The sequence below is a fragment of the Halomonas halocynthiae DSM 14573 genome (assembly GCF_000425725.1).
GTDB classification, from domain to species: Bacteria; Pseudomonadota; Gammaproteobacteria; order Pseudomonadales; family Halomonadaceae; genus Halomonas; species Halomonas halocynthiae.
This window is the reverse complement of sequence record NZ_KE384439.1, coordinates 654,090-672,175: the sequence shown is the minus strand read 5'-3', so window position 1 is coordinate 672,175 and position 18,086 is coordinate 654,090. Positions and strand designations below refer to the sequence as shown.

The 18,086-nt window shown below is 53.3% G+C and carries 17 protein-coding genes; 9 read left to right on the top strand and 8 right to left on the bottom strand.

Annotated features, from left to right (window positions below; genetic code table 11):
* The first annotated feature begins 32 nt into the window (after positions 1 to 32).
* Genes sufC through H616_RS14565 form a run of 5 tightly spaced genes read left to right on the top strand, consistent with a single transcriptional unit; the run spans position 33 to position 4,722 of the window.
* Complete coding sequence (sufC, locus tag H616_RS0108745) at positions 33 to 785, top strand: Fe-S cluster assembly ATPase SufC (RefSeq protein ID WP_027967030.1); 753 nt, start codon at positions 33 to 35, stop codon at positions 783 to 785.
* On the top strand, positions 782 to 2,131 hold the full coding sequence (gene sufD, locus H616_RS0108740) for a Fe-S cluster assembly protein SufD (protein WP_027967029.1): 1,350 nt from the start codon (positions 782 to 784) through the stop codon (positions 2,129 to 2,131). Before sufC ends, sufD begins: the two co-directional genes overlap by 4 nt.
* A gap of 3 nt (positions 2,132 to 2,134) precedes the next feature.
* Entirely contained in the window at positions 2,135 to 3,379 is a 1,245-nt protein-coding gene (locus tag H616_RS0108735; protein WP_027967028.1) for an aminotransferase class V-fold PLP-dependent enzyme, read from the top strand.
* Positions 3,380 to 3,391: 12 nt separating this feature from the next.
* Entirely contained in the window at positions 3,392 to 3,967 is a 576-nt protein-coding gene (gene sufT / locus H616_RS0108730; protein WP_027967027.1) for a putative Fe-S cluster assembly protein SufT, read from the top strand.
* Positions 3,968 to 4,005: 38 nt separating this feature from the next.
* Positions 4,006 to 4,722 (top strand): SanA/YdcF family protein, encoded by a 717-nt coding sequence (locus tag H616_RS14565; protein WP_240470558.1) that lies wholly within the window; start codon positions 4,006 to 4,008, stop codon positions 4,720 to 4,722.
* 55 nt (positions 4,723 to 4,777) lie between these two features.
* Here H616_RS14565 and H616_RS14560 read toward each other — a convergent pair whose 3' ends face one another.
* The 4 genes from H616_RS14560 to H616_RS0108705 form a co-directional block, all read right to left on the bottom strand.
* Positions 4,778 to 5,278: a ferritin family protein gene (locus tag H616_RS14560; protein WP_051234120.1), complete on the bottom strand. Its 501-nt coding sequence runs from the start codon at positions 5,276 to 5,278 to the stop codon at positions 4,778 to 4,780.
* Between the two features lie 86 nt (positions 5,279 to 5,364).
* The gene (gene rimK / locus H616_RS0108715) at positions 5,365 to 6,273 is read right to left on the bottom strand and encodes a 30S ribosomal protein S6--L-glutamate ligase (protein WP_027967026.1); all 909 of its coding nucleotides are present in this window, start codon (positions 6,271 to 6,273) and stop codon (positions 5,365 to 5,367) included.
* 120 nt (positions 6,274 to 6,393) lie between these two features.
* The gene (locus H616_RS0108710; protein ID WP_027967025.1) at positions 6,394 to 6,831 is read right to left on the bottom strand and encodes an ATP-dependent zinc protease family protein; all 438 of its coding nucleotides are present in this window, start codon (positions 6,829 to 6,831) and stop codon (positions 6,394 to 6,396) included.
* 56 nt (positions 6,832 to 6,887) lie between these two features.
* On the bottom strand, positions 6,888 to 7,940 hold the full coding sequence (locus tag H616_RS0108705; RefSeq protein ID WP_027967024.1) for a DUF3549 family protein: 1,053 nt from the start codon (positions 7,938 to 7,940) through the stop codon (positions 6,888 to 6,890).
* 344 nt (positions 7,941 to 8,284) lie between these two features.
* Here H616_RS0108705 and H616_RS0108700 point away from each other — a divergent pair, with 344 nt between their 5' ends.
* From H616_RS0108700 to H616_RS0108685, 4 genes are read left to right on the top strand one after another with little or no spacing between them, the layout of a single operon-like run.
* The gene (locus tag H616_RS0108700; RefSeq protein ID WP_027967023.1) at positions 8,285 to 9,046 is read left to right on the top strand and encodes an amino acid ABC transporter substrate-binding protein; all 762 of its coding nucleotides are present in this window, start codon (positions 8,285 to 8,287) and stop codon (positions 9,044 to 9,046) included.
* 17 nt (positions 9,047 to 9,063) lie between these two features.
* Positions 9,064 to 9,738, top strand: coding sequence for an amino acid ABC transporter permease (locus H616_RS0108695; RefSeq protein WP_027967022.1), 675 nt, complete (start codon positions 9,064 to 9,066; stop codon positions 9,736 to 9,738).
* Positions 9,735 to 10,523 carry an amino acid ABC transporter ATP-binding protein gene (locus H616_RS14555; RefSeq protein WP_051234118.1) on the top strand — a complete coding sequence of 263 codons (789 nt, stop codon included), beginning with the start codon at positions 9,735 to 9,737 and terminating at the stop codon, positions 10,521 to 10,523. Before H616_RS0108695 ends, H616_RS14555 begins: the two co-directional genes overlap by 4 nt.
* A 26-nt stretch (positions 10,524 to 10,549) precedes the next feature.
* Complete coding sequence (locus H616_RS0108685; RefSeq protein WP_027967021.1) at positions 10,550 to 10,882, top strand: YqcC family protein; 333 nt, start codon at positions 10,550 to 10,552, stop codon at positions 10,880 to 10,882.
* Positions 10,883 to 10,974: 92 nt separating this feature from the next.
* Here the strand turns inward: H616_RS0108685 and H616_RS0108680 are convergent, their stop codons facing one another.
* The 4 genes from H616_RS0108680 to H616_RS14550 form a co-directional block, all read right to left on the bottom strand.
* The gene (locus H616_RS0108680; RefSeq protein ID WP_027967020.1) at positions 10,975 to 11,613 is read right to left on the bottom strand and encodes an OmpW/AlkL family protein; all 639 of its coding nucleotides are present in this window, start codon (positions 11,611 to 11,613) and stop codon (positions 10,975 to 10,977) included.
* A 251-nt stretch (positions 11,614 to 11,864) separates the two neighbouring features.
* The gene (gene putP / locus H616_RS0108675) at positions 11,865 to 13,355 is read right to left on the bottom strand and encodes a sodium/proline symporter PutP (protein WP_027967019.1); all 1,491 of its coding nucleotides are present in this window, start codon (positions 13,353 to 13,355) and stop codon (positions 11,865 to 11,867) included.
* A 384-nt stretch (positions 13,356 to 13,739) separates the two neighbouring features.
* Positions 13,740 to 16,931: a bifunctional proline dehydrogenase/L-glutamate gamma-semialdehyde dehydrogenase PutA gene (gene putA / locus H616_RS0108670; RefSeq protein WP_027967018.1), complete on the bottom strand. Its 3,192-nt coding sequence runs from the start codon at positions 16,929 to 16,931 to the stop codon at positions 13,740 to 13,742.
* A 322-nt stretch (positions 16,932 to 17,253) separates the two neighbouring features.
* On the bottom strand, positions 17,254 to 18,075 hold the full coding sequence (locus H616_RS14550) for a helix-turn-helix transcriptional regulator (RefSeq protein ID WP_051234116.1): 822 nt from the start codon (positions 18,073 to 18,075) through the stop codon (positions 17,254 to 17,256).
* Between the last annotated feature and the right edge of the window lie 11 nt (positions 18,076 to 18,086).

Below are 18,086 nucleotides of genomic sequence, written 5' to 3'. Positions count from 1 at the left end.
TGGCGGCTTATCAGAATTAAAAGGTAATCAATATGCTCGAAGTCAAAGACCTGCACGTATCGGTGGACGGTAACGAGATCCTCAAAGGGCTGTCGCTCACCATCAATGCCGGTGAAGTACATGCCATTATGGGGCCTAACGGTTCGGGGAAGTCGACGCTGTCGTCTGTGATTGCTGGCAAAGAAGACTACGAGATCACCTCAGGCTCAGTCACGTTTGATGGTAAAGATGTGCTTGCCATGGATATTGAAGAGCGAGCCCGTGCTGGCCTGCTGCTGGGTTTTCAATATCCGGTGGAAATTCCAGGGGTCAAAAATATTTATTTGCTCAAGGCGGCGCTGAATGCCAAGCGCGAAGCCCTGGGGCTGGGTGAAATGCCAGCGCCTGAGTTTATGAAGCTGATCAAGGAGAAAATCGCTGCCATGAAAATGGATGCGAGCTTCTTACAGCGCGCCGTTAACGAAGGGTTTTCTGGCGGCGAGAAAAAGCGTAATGAAATCCTGCAGATGATTGTTCTTGAGCCGCGTTTGGCAATGCTCGATGAAATTGACTCTGGGTTGGATATCGACGCCATGAAAGTGGTGGCAGACGGAGTTAACTCGTTGCGCAGTGAAGAGCGCTCCATGTTACTGGTGACTCATTACCAGCGTTTGCTTGACTACATCGTACCGGACCGCGTGCACGTACTGGTAGATGGCCGTATTGCCAAGAGCGGCGATGCCGAGTTGGCGCGTGAGCTTGAAGTGCGTGGTTATGACTGGGTGCTGGAGGAGTCAGCGGCATGAGTGAAGACGTTAAACGCTTTCTCGACCGGCTTAGTGAGCGGTCGGCCAATCGTGGTCCAGAGCCAAGCTGGATTGCCGCTCGGCGTCAGGCGGGAGCCGCGCGCTTCGAAGCGTTGGGTTTTCCGCATCGCCGCGTCGAGGAATGGAAGTACACGGATGTGCGTAATATCGCTCGTGGCGACTTTGTGCTGGCTAAAGAGGCTGAGTTTTCTCCAGCGACTGCAGCGACACTTGCTTTGCCATTGGATGCGCATAAGTTGACTTTTGTTGACGGCATCTTTGCCCCTAGGCTCTCGGACCTTGCTGATTTGCCTGATGGGGTGCAGCTGCTGCCGTTGTCGCAGGCGTTGGAGAATAACCATGAGGCCGTAGGCGGTCCATTAGGACGTTTGACGGGGGTTGATTTTTCACCATTTGCCGCACTTAACACGGCCTTTATGGAAGAGGGCGCTGTGCTGCGCTTAGCGCCGCGCACGGTTGTAGAAAAACCTATTGTGTTGCAGTTTTTGTCACGTGCCGGTGAACAGCCCGTAATGAGCCATCCGCGCATTCTGATTGAAGCAGGTGCTCGGAGTGAGGCGACGGTGATTGAACACCATACTGGTGAAGTTGCAGCCGCAAACTTCACTAATTTGGTTGAAGAAATCATGCTGGATCGTGGCGCTATCCTAACTCACTACAAACTACTTGAGTCGCCAGAGCAAGACTCTCATGTCGCCAGCATGCACATGGAGCTGCGGCGCGACAGTCGTTTCACCTCCTTCAATCTGTGTCTTGGTGGCGGCTTGGTGCGTAACGACTTGGTAAGTGAGTTGAATGGCGAAGGTGCCGAGGTAATCTACCAGGGCCTATTCCACGCTCAAGGGCGTCAGCACGTTGATAATCACACCTTGGCCAACCATAACTCACCACGGGTGCGTTCTTGGGAAAACTACAAGGGCATTCTGGATGATCGTGCTCGTGGAGTTTATAACAGCAAGGTTGTCGTCAAGCGCGATAGCAGCAAGATTGTTGCCGAGCAGCACAGTGCTAACTTGCTGCTTTCTGATCGCGCTGAAATCGACACCAAGCCCGAGCTTGAGATCTACAACGATGATGTGCAGTGCGCGCATGGCGCCACAACGGGGCAGCTGGATGAAGAGGCGGTATTTGCCTTGCGGTCTCGGGGAATTGATGAACAAACCGCTAGAGGGTTACTGACCTTAGCATTTGCCGGTGAGGTGATGGAGCAGGTGGGGTTAGATGTTGTTGCTGAGCGCGTTGAGTTGGCCGTTGCTGGCAAGCTACCTGACCGTTACCATTTGGCTGGCTTGGTTGAGGCAGCTGTTGCGCTGAATGAGGACTAAGCTATGACGGATTTTAGTGACCTGTTGCTGGATGTGGCGCGAGTGCGTAAGGACTTCCCGATCCTGGAGCGGGAAGTTCATGGTAAGCCGCTGGTTTATCTCGATAACGCGGCTACGTCCCAAACACCACTGTCCGTTATTGCGGTGTTTGATGATTACTATCGTCGTTTTAATTCCAATATTCATCGTGGCTTGCATACTCTTGCAGATGAGGCGACGGCAGCATTTGAGGGAGCGCGTGAGATTGTCCGCTGCTTCATCAATGCGGCTGATAGTCGTGAAGTGATTTTTACTCGCGGCACCACTGAGGCCATTAACCTGGTGGCCGGCAGTTGGGGACGCGCTAACCTGGGTCCGGGAGATGAGGTGCTTATCTCTCGCCTGGAGCATCATTCGAATATTGTGCCTTGGCAGCTATTGGCTGCTGATCGAGGGTTCACTATTAAGGTGATCCCTGTCGATGAGCGTGGGGTGCTTGATCAGGAAGCTTATACTGAGCTGTTGTCGCCACGCACTCGCCTGGTGGCGGTCAATCATGTCTCTAATGCGTTTGGCACCATCAATCCGATTGCTGATATGGCGCGTCTTGCTCATGAACAGGGTGCACTTATTCTCGTTGACGGCGCTCAGGCGATACCGCACATGACAGTGGATGTGCAGGCGCTAGGTGTCGACTTCTATGCATTTTCCGGCCACAAGGCCTACGGCCCCTCGGGGGTTGGTGTGCTTTATGGACGTGCGGAACTGCTGGAAGCCATGCCGCCATGGCAGGGCGGTGGGGAGATGATTCGCACTGTTTCTTTGGAAGTGCCCAGTACGTTTGCGGATATTCCTCATAAGTTTGAAGCGGGTACGCCAGCAATCGCTGAAGTGATTGCACTTGGGCAAGCGTTGAACTGGATTTCTGAGATTGGGCTTGAGCATATCGGAGCGTGGGAGGCTCGTCTTCTAGCGCATGCGACTGAAGGTGTCGCTGCGGTTGATGGCTTGCGTGTACTGGGTACCTCACCAGATAAAGCAGGCGTACTGTCGTTCGTGGTTGAAGGGGCGCACGCTCAAGATATTGGGTTGCTAATCGACCAACTCGGTGTGGCAATTCGTACGGGTCACCACTGCGCTCAGCCGTTACTGACCTCGTTTGGCGTCGAGTCAACGTGTCGTGCATCGTTTGCGGCATATAACACACCAGAAGAAATAGATGTGTTTGTTGAAAGCCTGCAAAAAGTGTTGAGTATGTTGCGTGGATGACGGGGCAGCTTCATGAGCAATCAAAATGAGCACCTGGGAGGGCTGGCCAGGGGGCAGTTATTGCCCTTGCAGCGTACTGTTGAGGTGATTTCGGTGCCCTTTGGTAAGACCATTTCGTTGCCTGAAGACGCGGAAGTCAGCGTCATGCAGGCCAAGGGCAGCTCTGTTAGTGTCGCCCATGAAGGGCGGCTGTATTTGGTTGAAGGCCGTAACCTTGATGCGCTTGGCTTGGCCGCGTTGCCGGTTCAAACGTTGCCGGAAGATGCCAGCGAAGAAGAGATTGAGCAGTTTGTTTGGGATCAGCTACGCACCTGCTTTGACCCGGAAATTCCAGTCAACATCGTGGACCTAGGGCTGGTGTATGGTTGTCGAATTGAACACCTGATCAGTGGTGAGCGAATTGTCACGATCCGCATGACGCTGACTGCGCCAGGTTGCGGTATGGGCGAAGTGATTGCCGCGGATGCGCGCAGTAAGGTGTTAGGAGCGCCTCAGATCAGTAAGGTACACACGGAGATTGTTTTTAATCCACCGTGGAGTCGTGAGATGATGAGCGATGAGGCCAAGCTTGAGCTGGGCATGTTCTAGTGCTCGTAGCTGGCGCTAGGCTCTAGATGAGAACGCTGATGCCCTGGATCAGACGACGACACTTTCAGATCTTTTTGCTATTGCTGGGAGGTATCCTCCTCTTGGCGGTAGTGCTAATGGTCAGTGTTAACTTGTGGGTGCTTTCTGTCACGAGAGAGCGTATTCATCATGACGTCGCTCAATGTCCTGAGGAGCGTGTGGCTATTGTGTTTGGCACCTCACGCTGGACCCGTGGCGGTGGCAGAAATCCTCACTTTGAAGGGAGGATGCAGGCCGCTGCTGCGCTCGCTAAGAGTGGTAAAGTTGAACATCTGCTGCTGTCAGGCGATAACAGCACACGTTATTACAATGAGCCGATTGTAATGTGGCGCGATCTGCGTGGGCGTGATGTTCCTGATACCTTGCTGACATTGGATTATGCCGGGTTCAGCACCTTTGATACGTTGGCGCGAGCCAAGCAGGTATTCGGCGTTGAAGACGCGCTACTGGTAACGCAATCCTGGCATTTGCCTAGGGCATTGTTTATTGCTGATGCTATGGGTATTGGCGCTGAAGGTTGTGCGGCACCAGAAGACGGGCTGCAGCGAAGCGCTTTGGAACTGAGAGCTCGTGAATGGCTGGCTAGAGTGGCAACCGTTGGCGATTTATATATCTGGCAGCGTCAGCCACGCTTTTTGGGGCCGAAGGAGTTGATTGATATACCGCTGGTAAGCGATGACGCCTTGGTTGATGAGGCCAGCGCTGATACTGACTAAGCTGGCCTCATGATGGTCAGTCTGTTAAGTGCATCATAACCTTTTCGGTGGCAGCTCAGCGCTTATTCAGGTTGTTTTGGGCTTTACCACGATTTCGGTTGCGACCCTTTGGCTGGCGTGTTGTTTTTTTCTGTAAGGTGTAAAGCTCGCGTATCAGGCCACGGCAGTTCAACCAGCAAGCTTCAACAACGGGCTCGACAGCATTGGGCAATGGATGAGTGAACAGTGTCGATAGCGCTTGCATTAAAACGCGCTCCTGCTCTAGCAGCTCGTTGATCAGCACTTGTTCGTCGCTGCTCACGAAACTTTTGAGCCGACTCCAGAGCCGCATATAGTCATCCCGTTCGGCGTCGGCATCACGGGGTAGTAAACCCAGGTATTTACGCGCCATTCCCTGGAGCTTACGCATGGACTGCGTTCGCTCTTCAAAGTAGGGTTCAATAATTTCTTTCAACTCTGGCGACAGGCGCTCCATATTATCCTGGAAGTAATCAACGCCGTCAGCCAGTGTTTCCAGCACACTATCCATCGCCACCTGGCGATTGTCGAGAAACATGGGCTCACCTCCTGCAGTGGCGAAGATTGTGATGCTGTCGGCGGTCTTTTGCTACCCCTAACACGCTTTTTTTTCGTCTATCGGGCTTAACCTTTCGGTTTAGGCGGTACCCGGTGCCTGGGCATGCTGTTTTTCTCTAAGTGCTCAATGATCAGGCCGGCAATATCCTTGCCTGTCGCGGCCTCAATGCCACGTAGACCCGGCGAGGAGTTGACCTCCATGATCACTGGTCCGTGATTAGAGCGCAACAAGTCGACACCGGCGACTCTTAGCCCCATGGCTTTGGCGGCGCGAATCGCGGTTGAGCGCTCTTCAGGAGTGATTCGAATGATACTGGCACTGCCGCCACGATGCAGGTTTGAGCGAAACTCGCCGTCGGCCGCCTGACGTTTCATCGCCGCAACAACTTTGTCGCCAATTACTAAGCAGCGAATATCCGCACCTTTGGCTTCCTTGATGTACTCCTGCACCATAATATTAGCTTTCATCCCCATGAAAGCTTGAATGACTGACTCAGCCGCTTGGTTGGTTTCCGCCAAAACAACGCCAATGCCCTGGGTGCCTTCCAGTAATTTGATAACTAATGGGGCGCCTCGCACCATGGTAATCAGATCAGGAATATCGTCAGGGGAGTGGGCAAAGCCAGTAATCGGCAACCCCAGCCCCTTGCGTGATAACAGCTGTAAAGAGCGCAGCTTGTCGCGCGAGCGAGCGATGGAGACGCTATCGTTAAGTACATGAGTGCCGATCATTTCGAATTGGCGTAGTACAGCGCAGCCGTAGAAGGTGACGGAAGCGCCAATGCGTGGAATAACAGAGTCGAACGGTTCTAGCTCTTCTCCTCTGTAGTGGATTGAGGGGTCGTGCGAAACAATGCTCATATAGCAGCGCAGGGTGTCAACAACCCGAACGGTGTGGCCGCGTGCTTCGGCGGCTTCAATTAGCCGACGTGAGGAGTAAAGGTTGCGGTTGCGAGATAGCAGCGCGATATGCATGAGGCTCTCCAAAGCGGTGGCCGGTAATGATCAGCGGTAAAGGGTGCGTAGGACAACGTATTTGAGGGTGTGTCGAACGCGGTGATTATGTCGCTCGTACTGGCATATTGGTCGAGTTATTTACGGCCTGCCGTGTAGAAATACTTGGCTGGGAGCGACCAGCATATCACCAAGAGCGCGTCGTCCGAGCAGCATGGGGTAGCGCATTTGGCCGCGGTCAGTCAGGGTGAGCTGAATCGGCATTTGCTTGTCGCCCAGCAGCATAAGGGTGCTCACCACACAGCGCCACTCTGTTTGGCCGTTAGAGCTGGTGATACGTCTACGGTCATGGAGGTGCAGTGTACAAGGGCAAGCTGGACTGTCAGGACCGTCTACCCGTGTTATGAACCGAACCCACGGTTGTCCATCCTGTACAAAGGTTTCGATATCTTCCGCATGCAGGGCCGAGGTGCGAGCGCCAGTATCGATTTTGGCACACAGGGTCAGCTCCAGCTCGGGCAACACGACCATTTCTCGACGACCAACAATGATCTGGCCTTCATAGGGTAGTGTCGTCATATCACTCGCTCCTGATTGAGATGTAGCCTTGCTGGACTGAAAATCAGCTGCGCCATTCACCCCGCGTTGTGTAATGCCGTCAAACGCTGACCGATAGGGGAGGCGGGGTCGGCATCCTTAAGTGTCATTAAAACCGGTAAGCGGAGGCGTGGAATCAACGCAAGGTCCCGTACTATTGCAATGAAGTCGACTCGCGGCTCTTCTGCTAAGCAGGTGAGAAACCGTGGTAGCCGTTGTGCATCTTCAAGCACTCGCCAACTGCGGCTAGCCATGGCTGCCAGTAGGTCAGGACCGATGGCGTCTACGGCAGTGTCTGTTCCTTGGTTGTTAGTCAGCAGCGAATCGAACCAGTCTCCCACTATCGCGTCGGAAGCACCGCTGATAGCGCGTACGCAGGCACACAGTGTTTCGAGATCTCCATTCGCTGCGGCCTGTTCACCTCGTAACCTGAGAGAATGAGCAAGAGGCGCATCAATGGCGACATGTTCTAGGCAATAGCATAGCAAGGTCAATACCTCGCTGGGCAACGTGGCAAGTTGTTCTGACAGGCGCTGTGATTGCATGGTATCCATGCGTACGGCGAAATCGGCCAGCCCCTGTAGGCCTAGCGCACGCCAGTCTAACGAGTGCTGACCTTCCAGGTAGGCTTCGGCAGGCTCTAGGTGCTGGCTGGCGGGCTGCCCAAGGTCGCGGCTTGCCATGGCGTGTAAGACGGCCTGAAACGGGACTGACGGAGTGAAAGCCAATGGGTTGTTCTGCATCAGGTTGTCCACCCGCTTTGCATCATGGCGGTCCAAAGAGTGCACGTTATGGCCCAGTACCTCTAGTAGACGCTGCAAGAAGGCGTCTCTTGATGCGGGGTCCAGCTGGCCTTGTTCATCCAGCGGTAACGCCAAAAACCAGATGAGCGGATCTTCCATATCGCCAATACTGAAAACCAGCGCCAGCCGAGCTTTTCCTTGCCATGGCTGAGGCCAGGTGCCATGAGTGGTTTCCAGTGCGGCGAGTGTAGACAGCTCGCAGGGTTCAACACGTCGGCCCATGTGGTAAAGCCGCACATTGGCACCCGTGCGAGTGAAAAAGTCATCAAGACTATTAAGTGGCTGCATGACCTACCCCTAGAATTTCGAGCCTGCACTCTATCGCGGCACTCCTTAGATGTCAGCCTCTCAAGAGGTGCATTCTTTGGGTTGTTGATAGGACGTAACGCTGGTCAGAAAATGATCAGTGCACTGTATCGCTACAGGCATCACGCGTAGCGCCAGTTTTCCCAGGCTTGTCCACAGGCTCATCCCAATTATTTGTGAATGATCTGTGGGTTCGAGGTTTTTTCAGGGTTGCCCATTGGCGAGAAGCGTTTTTTTCATTATCGTAGGTACCTATAGAAATTTATATATAGAACAGCTTTTATGCTTCTTTGATATATCGAAAGCACCCTATCTGGAGAACTCTCATGTTGCGATCATTCGGTATTATCCCTCTGTTGTTAACAGGCGGGCTTGTTTTGGCGGGTGCGGCACAGGCAAACGACCAACCGCTTAAAGTCGGTATGTCCGGTAGCTATTTTCCTTTTACTTATGTGGAAAAGGATGTATTGAAGGGCTATGAAGTCGATGTGTTACGGGCCGTGGCTGAGCAGATGGATACCAACGTTGAGTTTGTAACTGCTAGCTTCTCAGGGCTGTTTGGTATGCTTGAGTCGGGACGCATCGATACTATCGCCAATCAGATTACGATTACAGATGAGCGCGAGAAGAAGTACCTGTTTACCCAGCCTTATGTTTATGACGGTGCCCAAGTCGTTGTGAAGCGCGGCAACGAGGAAATCACAGGGGTTGAGGACCTGGTGGGTAAGAAGGTGGCAGTCAACCTAGGCTCTAATTATGAGCAATTGCTGCGTGAACTGCCGTATGCCGATGAGATCACTATCCGCACTTATGACAGTAACATTGAGCAAGATACGGCACTTGGCCGAGTAGATGCTTTTGTTATGGACCGAGTGAGCGCCAGCCAGGTGATCAAGGAAAAGCCCTTACCGTTAGCGCTTGCTGGGAAACCGTTCTCTGAGCTGCGTAATGCGTTACCATTCCGTGATACGCAAGCCGACGAAGCACTGCGTGATGAAGTTGATGCGGCGCTGCAGGCGTTGCGCGAGTCTGGCAGGCTCAGTGAAATTTCTCAGCAGTGGTTCGGTACTGATATTAGTAGTTTGTAGGAGCCTGACACAACGTCATGAATCTGCTCGATATTAATTATATGCTGGAGCTGGTGCCGATTTTGCTGCGCTATCTGCCTTTAACACTAGGCATGGCAGCGGCAGGAATGGTGCTGGCTTTGATGCTTTCAGCAGGGCTTGCGGTAATTCGTGTGTTGCGCATACCCGGGCTCAATGCGGCAACTATGCTGTTTATTTCGTTTTTTCGTGGCACGCCGCTACTGGTTCAGTTGTTTCTGTTCTACTACGGTTTGCCGCAGGTCATGTCATTTCTGACCACTATCGATGGTATTACGGCCACTATTATGGGCCTGACGCTGCACTTTTCGGCTTATATGGCTGAATCGATACGCGCCGCGATTGTGGGTGTTGATCGCAGTCAGACAGAAGCTGCTCTATCTATCGGTATGACTAACGGGCAGCTAATGCGTCGCATTGTATTGCCACAGGCAACGCGAGTGGCTGTGCCAACATTGATGAATTATTTTATCGACATGATCAAGGCCACATCGCTAGCCTTTACGCTGGGTGTGACCGAACTGATGGGAGCGACTCAAAAAGAAGCGTCAGGTAGTTTCATGTATTTTGAATCTTTTGTCGTCGTAGCATGCATTTATTGGGCAATTGTTGAGCTGCTGGCGTGGTTCCAGCGTCGACTGGAAAATCGATTCAATGAGGCGTACCGCCGATGATCCGAGTAGAAAAACTCGTCAAACGCTTTGGTGACAGTGTCATTCTTGACGGTATTGATCTTGAGATTGCTCAGGGTGAAATTATTGTAGTGATCGGCCCTTCTGGCACAGGAAAATCAACGTTATTACGTTGCCTGAATTTCTTGGAGCGCCCAGATTCAGGGCGTTTGAAACTTGGAGATCTCGATCTTGATGTTGCCGCAGTGAATGCAAAAGATATGCTTGCTGCCAGACGGCGGACGGCGTTTGTGTTCCAGAATTATGCGTTGTTTGCCAATAAGACTGCGCTTGAGAATATTGCGGAAGGCTTGATTGTGGTAAATCGCTGGCCCAAGAAAAAAGCCTATGCGAGGGCATTGGAAATTCTTGAGCGTATCGGGCTTGCGAGTAAAGCTAACGCTTATCCCGCCTCACTCTCTGGTGGGCAACAGCAGCGGGTAGGCATCGGGCGGGCCATGGCAGCTAAGGCTGATATTATCCTTTTTGATGAGCCGACGTCATCACTGGATCCTGAATGGGTCGAAGAAGTATTGGGGCTGATGAAGCAGCTTGCCGCTGAGCGTCAGACCATGCTGGTGGTGACCCATGAAATGAGCTTTGCGCGAGATGTCGCTGATCGGGTAATTTTCATGGAAGGTGGGCGCATTGTAGAGCAGGGGCCGCCATCACAGTTGTTTAATGCGCCACGTGATCCGCGTACGCAAAATTTCCTGCGTAAGGTGCTGGCTACTTCGTCTTCCGGTAGCATATCGGCCAATAACGACGCGCTATCAGTTAGCGAATAACAGAGGCAGGACGTGAGGAAGGCGCTATGAATGCCCATCAGGAACTGAAACAGGCGCTGCATGAGTTAGAGTCATGCATGGAAGAGGCGGGCATGTGGCAGATGGCAACACCACCGGCAAGTGCGTTCAGTAGTGAACAGCCTTTCAGTGCCGATACCATGAGTTTGCCGGAGTGGCTGCGTTTTGTGTTTATTGCCAGGTTACACGCCTTGGCTGATGCGCAGGCACCAATGCCAATGAGTTGTGATGTGACGCCAGCGTTAGAAGCGTATTTGACCAGCGTACCGGTGAGTCCGCCGTACCGGAGTCAGTTGTGCCAATCGGTGACTCGAATTGACCGTTTAATCACGGATAACTGATCACTCCTGCCATGAAATGAAACATCCCAGCCGTGTTGCGGCTGGGATGTTTCAATATTTCCTGATTTTCCTACCTGGTGACCTGGCTTTGCTTAGAAGCGGAAGCTGGCACCAGCCATGATGACCAGCGGGTCGATATGCACTGTACCGATCTTGTCACCGTTGAGCCTAGCTTCTGAGTCAATATCCAGATACCAGGCTGCCGCGTTAAGTGCCCAGTTGTCATTGATTACGAGATCAACACCTAGCTGGCCGGCTGCGCCCCAAGAGCTTTTCAGGTCAAGACTGGCACCGCTGATATCAATTTCTTCACTAGAGAAACGGGTATAGTTGAACCCTACGCCAGCATAAGGCTGTACGGGAGAGTCTGTGCCGCCCAGCGGATAGTATTGAGCTGTCAACGTAGGTGGCAGGTGCTTCACAGAAGCGCCAATAGTGTTGTTGCTTGAGTCTGTCAGTGCAACGTCATGCTTGAACGGCGCAGCGGCTAGCAGCTCAATACCCAGCTTATCGGTAAAACGGTAGCCGAGAGTGAACGCAAAACCACGTCCAGTTTTGACGTCTGTTTCCAAAGCGCCATGTACCAAGTCGCCGTTGTTGCTTTTCGGGTCAATGCGGGCAATGCCAAAGCGCGTAAACATGTCGCCAGCACCGTATGAGGAAGCCATGACTTGAGTACTAGTCAGCATGGCAACACCAAGGCCAGCAACGAACAGGATCTTCTTGGACATCTGGGTAGTGCTCCTATGGAAAGGAAGGTAAACACCTTGAAAATTTGCGTACAAGGTTAATGCATGCAGTATAAAGGTCAACGGTCAGTAAAAAATTGATGCAGGGCAATAAAAGGTGCTAGAGGAAATGACTAATTGCCAGTCACCTGTCGGCATTTTTGGTTGTCTTTGCGGTGTTATAAAAAAACAGAGGGTTCCTGATGGAACCCTCTGTTTATCGCGCTCAATGCGAGAGTGTTACATGCGTCTGTTCAGCGAGAAATGTGCTGATACTCACCGGCATCGGCTGTCATGTTGCTGACTAGCAGAATGGCGATAAAGGACGCAGCAAATCCAGGCATAATTTCATAGACACCAGGGCCGCCCATGAAGCTTGCGTTCCAACCCAGCAGGACCCAAACAATCACGGTGAGTGTGCCTGCTACCATGCCCGCGATGGCGCCGGCGCCATTAGTGCGTGGCCACATCAATGACAGGATGATCAGTGGGCCGAAGGCGGCACCAAAACCTGCCCATGCGTGACTTACCAGTCCGAGCACTTGTGACTCGGGGTCCGAGGCAATAACAGCGGCTACGAGCCCGACCAAGACAACACTTATCCGGCCGATGCGGACAGTTTCCTTTTCTGTGGCTTGCTTGCGTAGAAACAGGCGGTAGAAGTCTTCCGTCAATGACGAAGACGCCACTAGAAGCTGGCTGGAGATGGTGCTCATGACAGCGGCCAGCAGGGCAGCATAGAGGAAGCCGGTGACCAGCGGATGGAACAGTAGGTCTGCCAGGATGATAAAGATGGTTTCTGGGTCTGCGATATCCATGCCGTTGCGAACCGCGTAAGCACGGCCAAACAGCCCCATAGCGACCGCGCCAAAGAGCGAAATGAACATCCAGCTCATGCCAATATTACGGGCTGTTGGGACATCTTTCAGTGAGCGTATGGCCATAAAACGCACGATAATGTGTGGTTGGCCAAAATACCCCAATCCCCAGGTAACCGCAGAGAGCCAGCCGATAATGGTTAGCCCTTGTGTCCACGACAGCAGCGTTGGGTCGACGTCTCTCAGGGTTTGATCAGCCTGGGCGATACCGCCGCCTCCATCGCCATAAAGAATGACTAGCGGCATGATAACCAGTGCCAGCATCATGATGCAGCCTTGCACAAAGTCGGTCATGCTTACAGCGAGAAAGCCGCCGATAACGGTGTAGAGCAGAACCACACCCAAGGTGACCAGAATACCGGTGGAATAGTCACTCATTCCGCCAATGTTGATCACTCCCGAAAAGGCGCTTTCAAACAGTTTGCCACCCGCTACCAGACCTGAGGCGGTATATACTGAGAAAAAGACCACGATGACAACTGCTGATACCGTTCTCAGTGGTATGGAGCGAGTGGGAAAGCGGTTAGCCAGAAATTCTGGAATGGTGATTGCATTACCGTAGTGAACGGTTTGTTCGCGCAGGCGAGGTGCAACAAGCACCCAGTTGAAAAATGCGCCAACAAACAGGCCAATACCGATCCAGGCAGAACCCAGGCCAGACACGAACATGGCTCCGGGCAAGCCCAGCAGCAGCCAGCCACTCATGTCTGAGGCACCAGCCGAGAGTGCGGCGACGGCTGGGCTGAGAGATCGGCCACCTAGTATGTAGCCTTCAGAAGTTGATGTGGATTTGCGCATGGCATAAAAGCCGATGGCTATCATGAGCGCAAAATAGATAAACAGGCTGATCCAAACACCATTAGCCATAAGATGTCTCCATGTTATTTTATTGTCGGAACCCACACCGACAAGGTGTTATTACATATATGTCAGAGCGTTGATAGCAGGCTCGCTATCAGTGAACGTGCGGCTGTAACGTCGTTGGTCGTCTTGTTGAGGTCATTGGTGGGTCCTTCCATCCGGTTGATTTGACAGCAGGAAAAATAATGACGTCCTGCCGATCCTTCAGAGATTATCGTACTTATCTCATGTTGTGGTTATTGTCAGAGACGTGATAACGACCTGACGTTGGCTTTTGACGCGTACCCCCGTGAAGACAGAGCTTTCTGTCAGTTGAGCGATAGTGGTATCACACACTACCTGTGAACGGAAATGTGCGCGCCCAGATTGTCTGGGCGCGCACTTAGTGATTTATTCGTCTCCCAATGCCAGCAATGAGGCATTGCCGCCAAGCGCCGCCGTATTGTTGGTAATGGCTTTTTCAGTGGCGAAGCGCAACAGGTAATGCGGGCCGCCAGCCTTGGGCCCGGTGCCAGAAAGCCCTTGACCACCGAAAGGCTGAACGCCTACGACTGCACCGATAATATTGCGGTTGATGTAAACGTTACCAGCACGGATTTTGCTGGCGATTTGGTTAGCATAACTTTCATTGCGGCTATGCACACCGAACGTCAGGCCATAGCCCCTGCCATTAATGGAATCAATCACGTGATCAATATCCTTGGCCTTGTAGCGGACCACATGCAGGATCGGGCCGAACTGTTCGCGCTCCAGCGCCTCAATGCCATCGATAAGAAATGCTGTGGGTGCAATGAAAGTGCCTTCGCGAGTCAGGGTTGCGTCAAGCGGCGTTTCTGCGAGTAATCGCCCTTCAGCTTTCAGGCGATCGATATGCGCCTGCAGGCCTTGTTGCGCGTCAGCATCAATGACAGGGCCCACATCGGTGCCCAGTTCGCGGGGGTCACCCACTCGCAGCTCTGCCATAGCACCTTTGAGAATTTCAATAACCCGGTCGGCGACATCATCCTGAAGGTAGAGTACGCGCAAGGCTGAGCAGCGTTGTCCTGCACTTTGGAAGGCAGACTCAATCACATCAACAACGACCTGTTCCGGCAGCGCCGTGGAATCAACAATCATCGCGTTCATGCCGCCTGTTTCGGCAACCAGCGTTGGAAGTGCGGCATTTTCTCGGCTGGCCAGCGCGCGATTGATGATCTGTGCGGTATCTGTGCCCCCAGTGAAGACCACACCGGTAATGCGTGGATCGCTGGTCAGAATGCTGCCAACCGTTGGGCCATCACCAGGCAAAAGCTGCACCACATCGCGTGGCATACCCGCGTCATATAGCAGCTCAATCACACGATGTGCGGTGATAGATGTTTGTTCAGCGGGTTTAGCCAGTACGCTGTTACCCGACACGGCAGTGGCCACTAGCTGGCCACAAAAAATGGCAATTGGGAAGTTCCATGGACTGATAGCCGCGAATACACCCTTGCCGCCCATGTGTAACTCGTTTGACTCACCCGTCGGGCCAGGAAGTATCGTCGGTTTACCAAATAGCATTTCAGCACGATTTGCGTAATAGCGGCAGAAGTCCACGGCTTCGCGGATTTCGGCGACACCATCGGTTAGCAGCTTGCCACCTTCCCGAGAGCAAAGCGTCATCAGCTCTGCCATGTTGGTTTCCATGAGGTCGGCGAAGCGCCGTAGGATGTCAGCTCGCTCACTGACTGGCGTTGCTTCCCAGCGCGGAAAGGCCGCCCATGCCGAATCGACGGCTTTTTCAGCCTGCTCGGCGGTGGTCCATTGCACGCTGCCGACCGCTTTGCGGTGGTCGAAGGGCGCTGTTACTTTGAGGTGCTTGGTGTCATTTGTTGTCGCAGTGTCTGCCAACAGGGGGCCAGCCTGATATTGGATATCCATGAACTTGTCCATGCTCTCCATCAGCGGCTCGTAATGGCTGCGAATGTTCAGGTCCAGACCTTTAGAGTTGCGTCGTTCTTCGCCGTAGATCTCGAGCGGCAGTGGAATTTGATTGTTGGCCAGCGTTGCGTACTGGCGCAACGTTTGCACTGGGTGCTGACATAGCGATTCAACGGGGACTTCTGGGTCGACCAGCTGGTGTACAAAGGACGAGTTAGCGCCGTTTTCCAGCAGTCGACGAACCAGGTAGGGGAGCAGGTCTTTGTGCGCACCAACCGGTGCATAAATACGGCAGTAAGTCCCCTTGGGCGCGCGCTTTAATGCCGCCTCGTAGAGTGCTTCGCCCATGCCATGCAGGCGCTGGAACTCAAACGGACGACCGCCCTGATTGGCTTGTTCGAGAATGCTGGTGATAGTGTGGGCATTATGGGTCGCAAACTGCGGGAAAATACGGCCACGGGTCGCCTCAGAGAGTAGGAAGCGGGCGCATACCAAGTAGGAAATATCGGTTGACGCTTTGCGGGTGAATACTGGGTACCCTTCAACACCGAGTTGTTGAGACTCTTTGATCTCTGTGTCCCAGTAGGCACCCTTGACCAGCCTGAGTGGAATTTCATCACCTTGTTCATCCGCCAGGCGGTTGATGAAGTGCAGTGTGGGTAGGGCGCGGGTGGAGTAGCCCTGAACGACCAGGCCGAAGTGGCCCCAACCACGGCAGGTGTCGCTGGTATAAACCGCACGAAAGACTTCCAGGGAAATTTCTAGGCGGTCAACTTCTTCGGCATCAATGGTAATGGCAACACTCTGGCTACGGGCCAGGGCAGCAAGTTCGCGCACCGAGGTGACCAGCTCGTCAAGTACTTGCTCACGGCGGCCAAATTCGTAACGCGGGTGCAGTGCCGATAATTTGATGGATACGGACGGTGCCGGCGTGTGATCAGGCAACGCCTTGCTTGTTTTTCCTACCTGCTCTATGGCGCGAGCATAGTCGTCAAAATAGCGTTGGGCATCGTCACGGGTGCGCGCGGCTTCCCCAAGCATATCGTAGGAATAGGTGTAGCCTTTATCAAACAGTGGTTTGGAGCGCTTCAACGCTTCATTGATATCGCGCCCCAGCACGAACTGCTTGCCCATAATCTTCATCGCTTCAACCATGGCGCGCCGGATGACCGGTTCACCCATGCGGTTAACCATACGGTTAATGAAGTTGCTGGGTTTGCCGTCTTCGGTACGGTCCATGCTGACAACGCGACCTGTCATTAATAGGCCCCATGTCGAGGCATTGACTAGCCATGAGTCACTTTTGCCAGCGTAAGATTGCCAGTCAGCAGGCGCTAGCCTGTCTTCAATCAAGGCATCGGCAGTGGCTTTGTCGGGAATGCGCAGCATAGCCTCAGCCAAGCACATCAGCATCAGGCCTTCATGGGTGTTCAGGCTGTACTGTTGAAGCAGCTCGTCGATGGTATCGACAGCCGTGTCCATCTCACGTACTTCGCGCACTAACGACGCGGTATTGGCCGATGTTTGATCAACATCGTGCTGGCTCGTTCCTAGTGCCTTGATGAGCTCATCTACATACGTGTTTTCATCAACGATGTAATGATCGCTGATGGTGCTGAAAAGGGTGTCGGCATTCTGTTGCCAAGTACTATCGATGAGCATGGTGTCGGCGTTGAGCATGGTGTCATTCCCCGCAAGGTTGCTGGTTGCCACAGGGGTTGTTCCGGTTGGTACCATGCTGACTCTGCAGCAGGTGGCCGGGGATTGATACAGGGTAGGGCGCTGTGGTCAACGCTGCTTGTTGATTCCACGTCAGGACTTGTTTATTTCCTAGATCCTGACATCGTATAGAAGGATTTTTCGACTTTCGTATAATGCGAGCTGCCGCATGTGTCCGTATTTTTCTAGTAGCTGACGGGCGGGTGTGAACGAGTTGTGCTGCTATTCGAACTGTTGATGCTCGCCCCCTTCACCGTAAGCCTAGCCTGGTGCCTGGTGCAAGTTAGTCAGGCTGGATGTCGTGCGCTACTTGGCCAAGCTGGCGAGGTAACTCGTTGCTGATATTTTTTCTTAGCTGGCTGGGTGGGTGGCCGTAGGCTCGCCGGAAAGCGTTAGATAAAGCACTTTGATTGGAAAAACCAGCCAGAGCCGCAATTTCAATGAGAGGAAGAGGAGTTTCCAGGAGTAGGCGTCTGGCGGCGAAAAGGCGCCGCTGCATGACATACTGCCAAGGGGGCATGCCGGTCTGGGCACTAAAACACTGGCTGAAGTGCCCTTCGCTCAAGCAAGCTTTGGCGGCAAGATCAGATACCCGCAGCGCACACTCTAGGTGGCAATCGATATAGCGATCTAGTGCGTTGAGGTCCAGTGTTCTGCCACGCGCTGGCTGGCGCTCGGTCAGCCGTGAATGCAGCGAGCCGAGCAGTGTGCTGGTCAGGCGCTCGTGCTGCAATGATGCCCCAGGCTTGACCTGGTCCAACTGCTGTATCTCTTCGAGCAGGAAGTTCAGGTAATGTCTGAGCGGACTGTCCAGCTCGAAGAAAGCGGGCTCATCAAACAGGCGAGAGAGTTCATGGTGGTGACCCGTAAGGCTGATGGCGTCGCGGGGTAGGTCGATAATTAGCTGGCGGTTCTCGCCATGGCCCGCGTAGTGATGCTGGTGGTTGGCAGGAACAATGCAGCCTGACAGTGTTGAAACAGAGCCGACAAGCCCTTCAATTTCAAATTCTGCCTGGCCGTGCAGCCCAATCACGATCTGATGAAAGTCGTGAGCATGGTGGTGAGGCACGGGGTCAAGGGGTATCTGGCGAAAGGCGCTATTCATGGTCTGTTTTT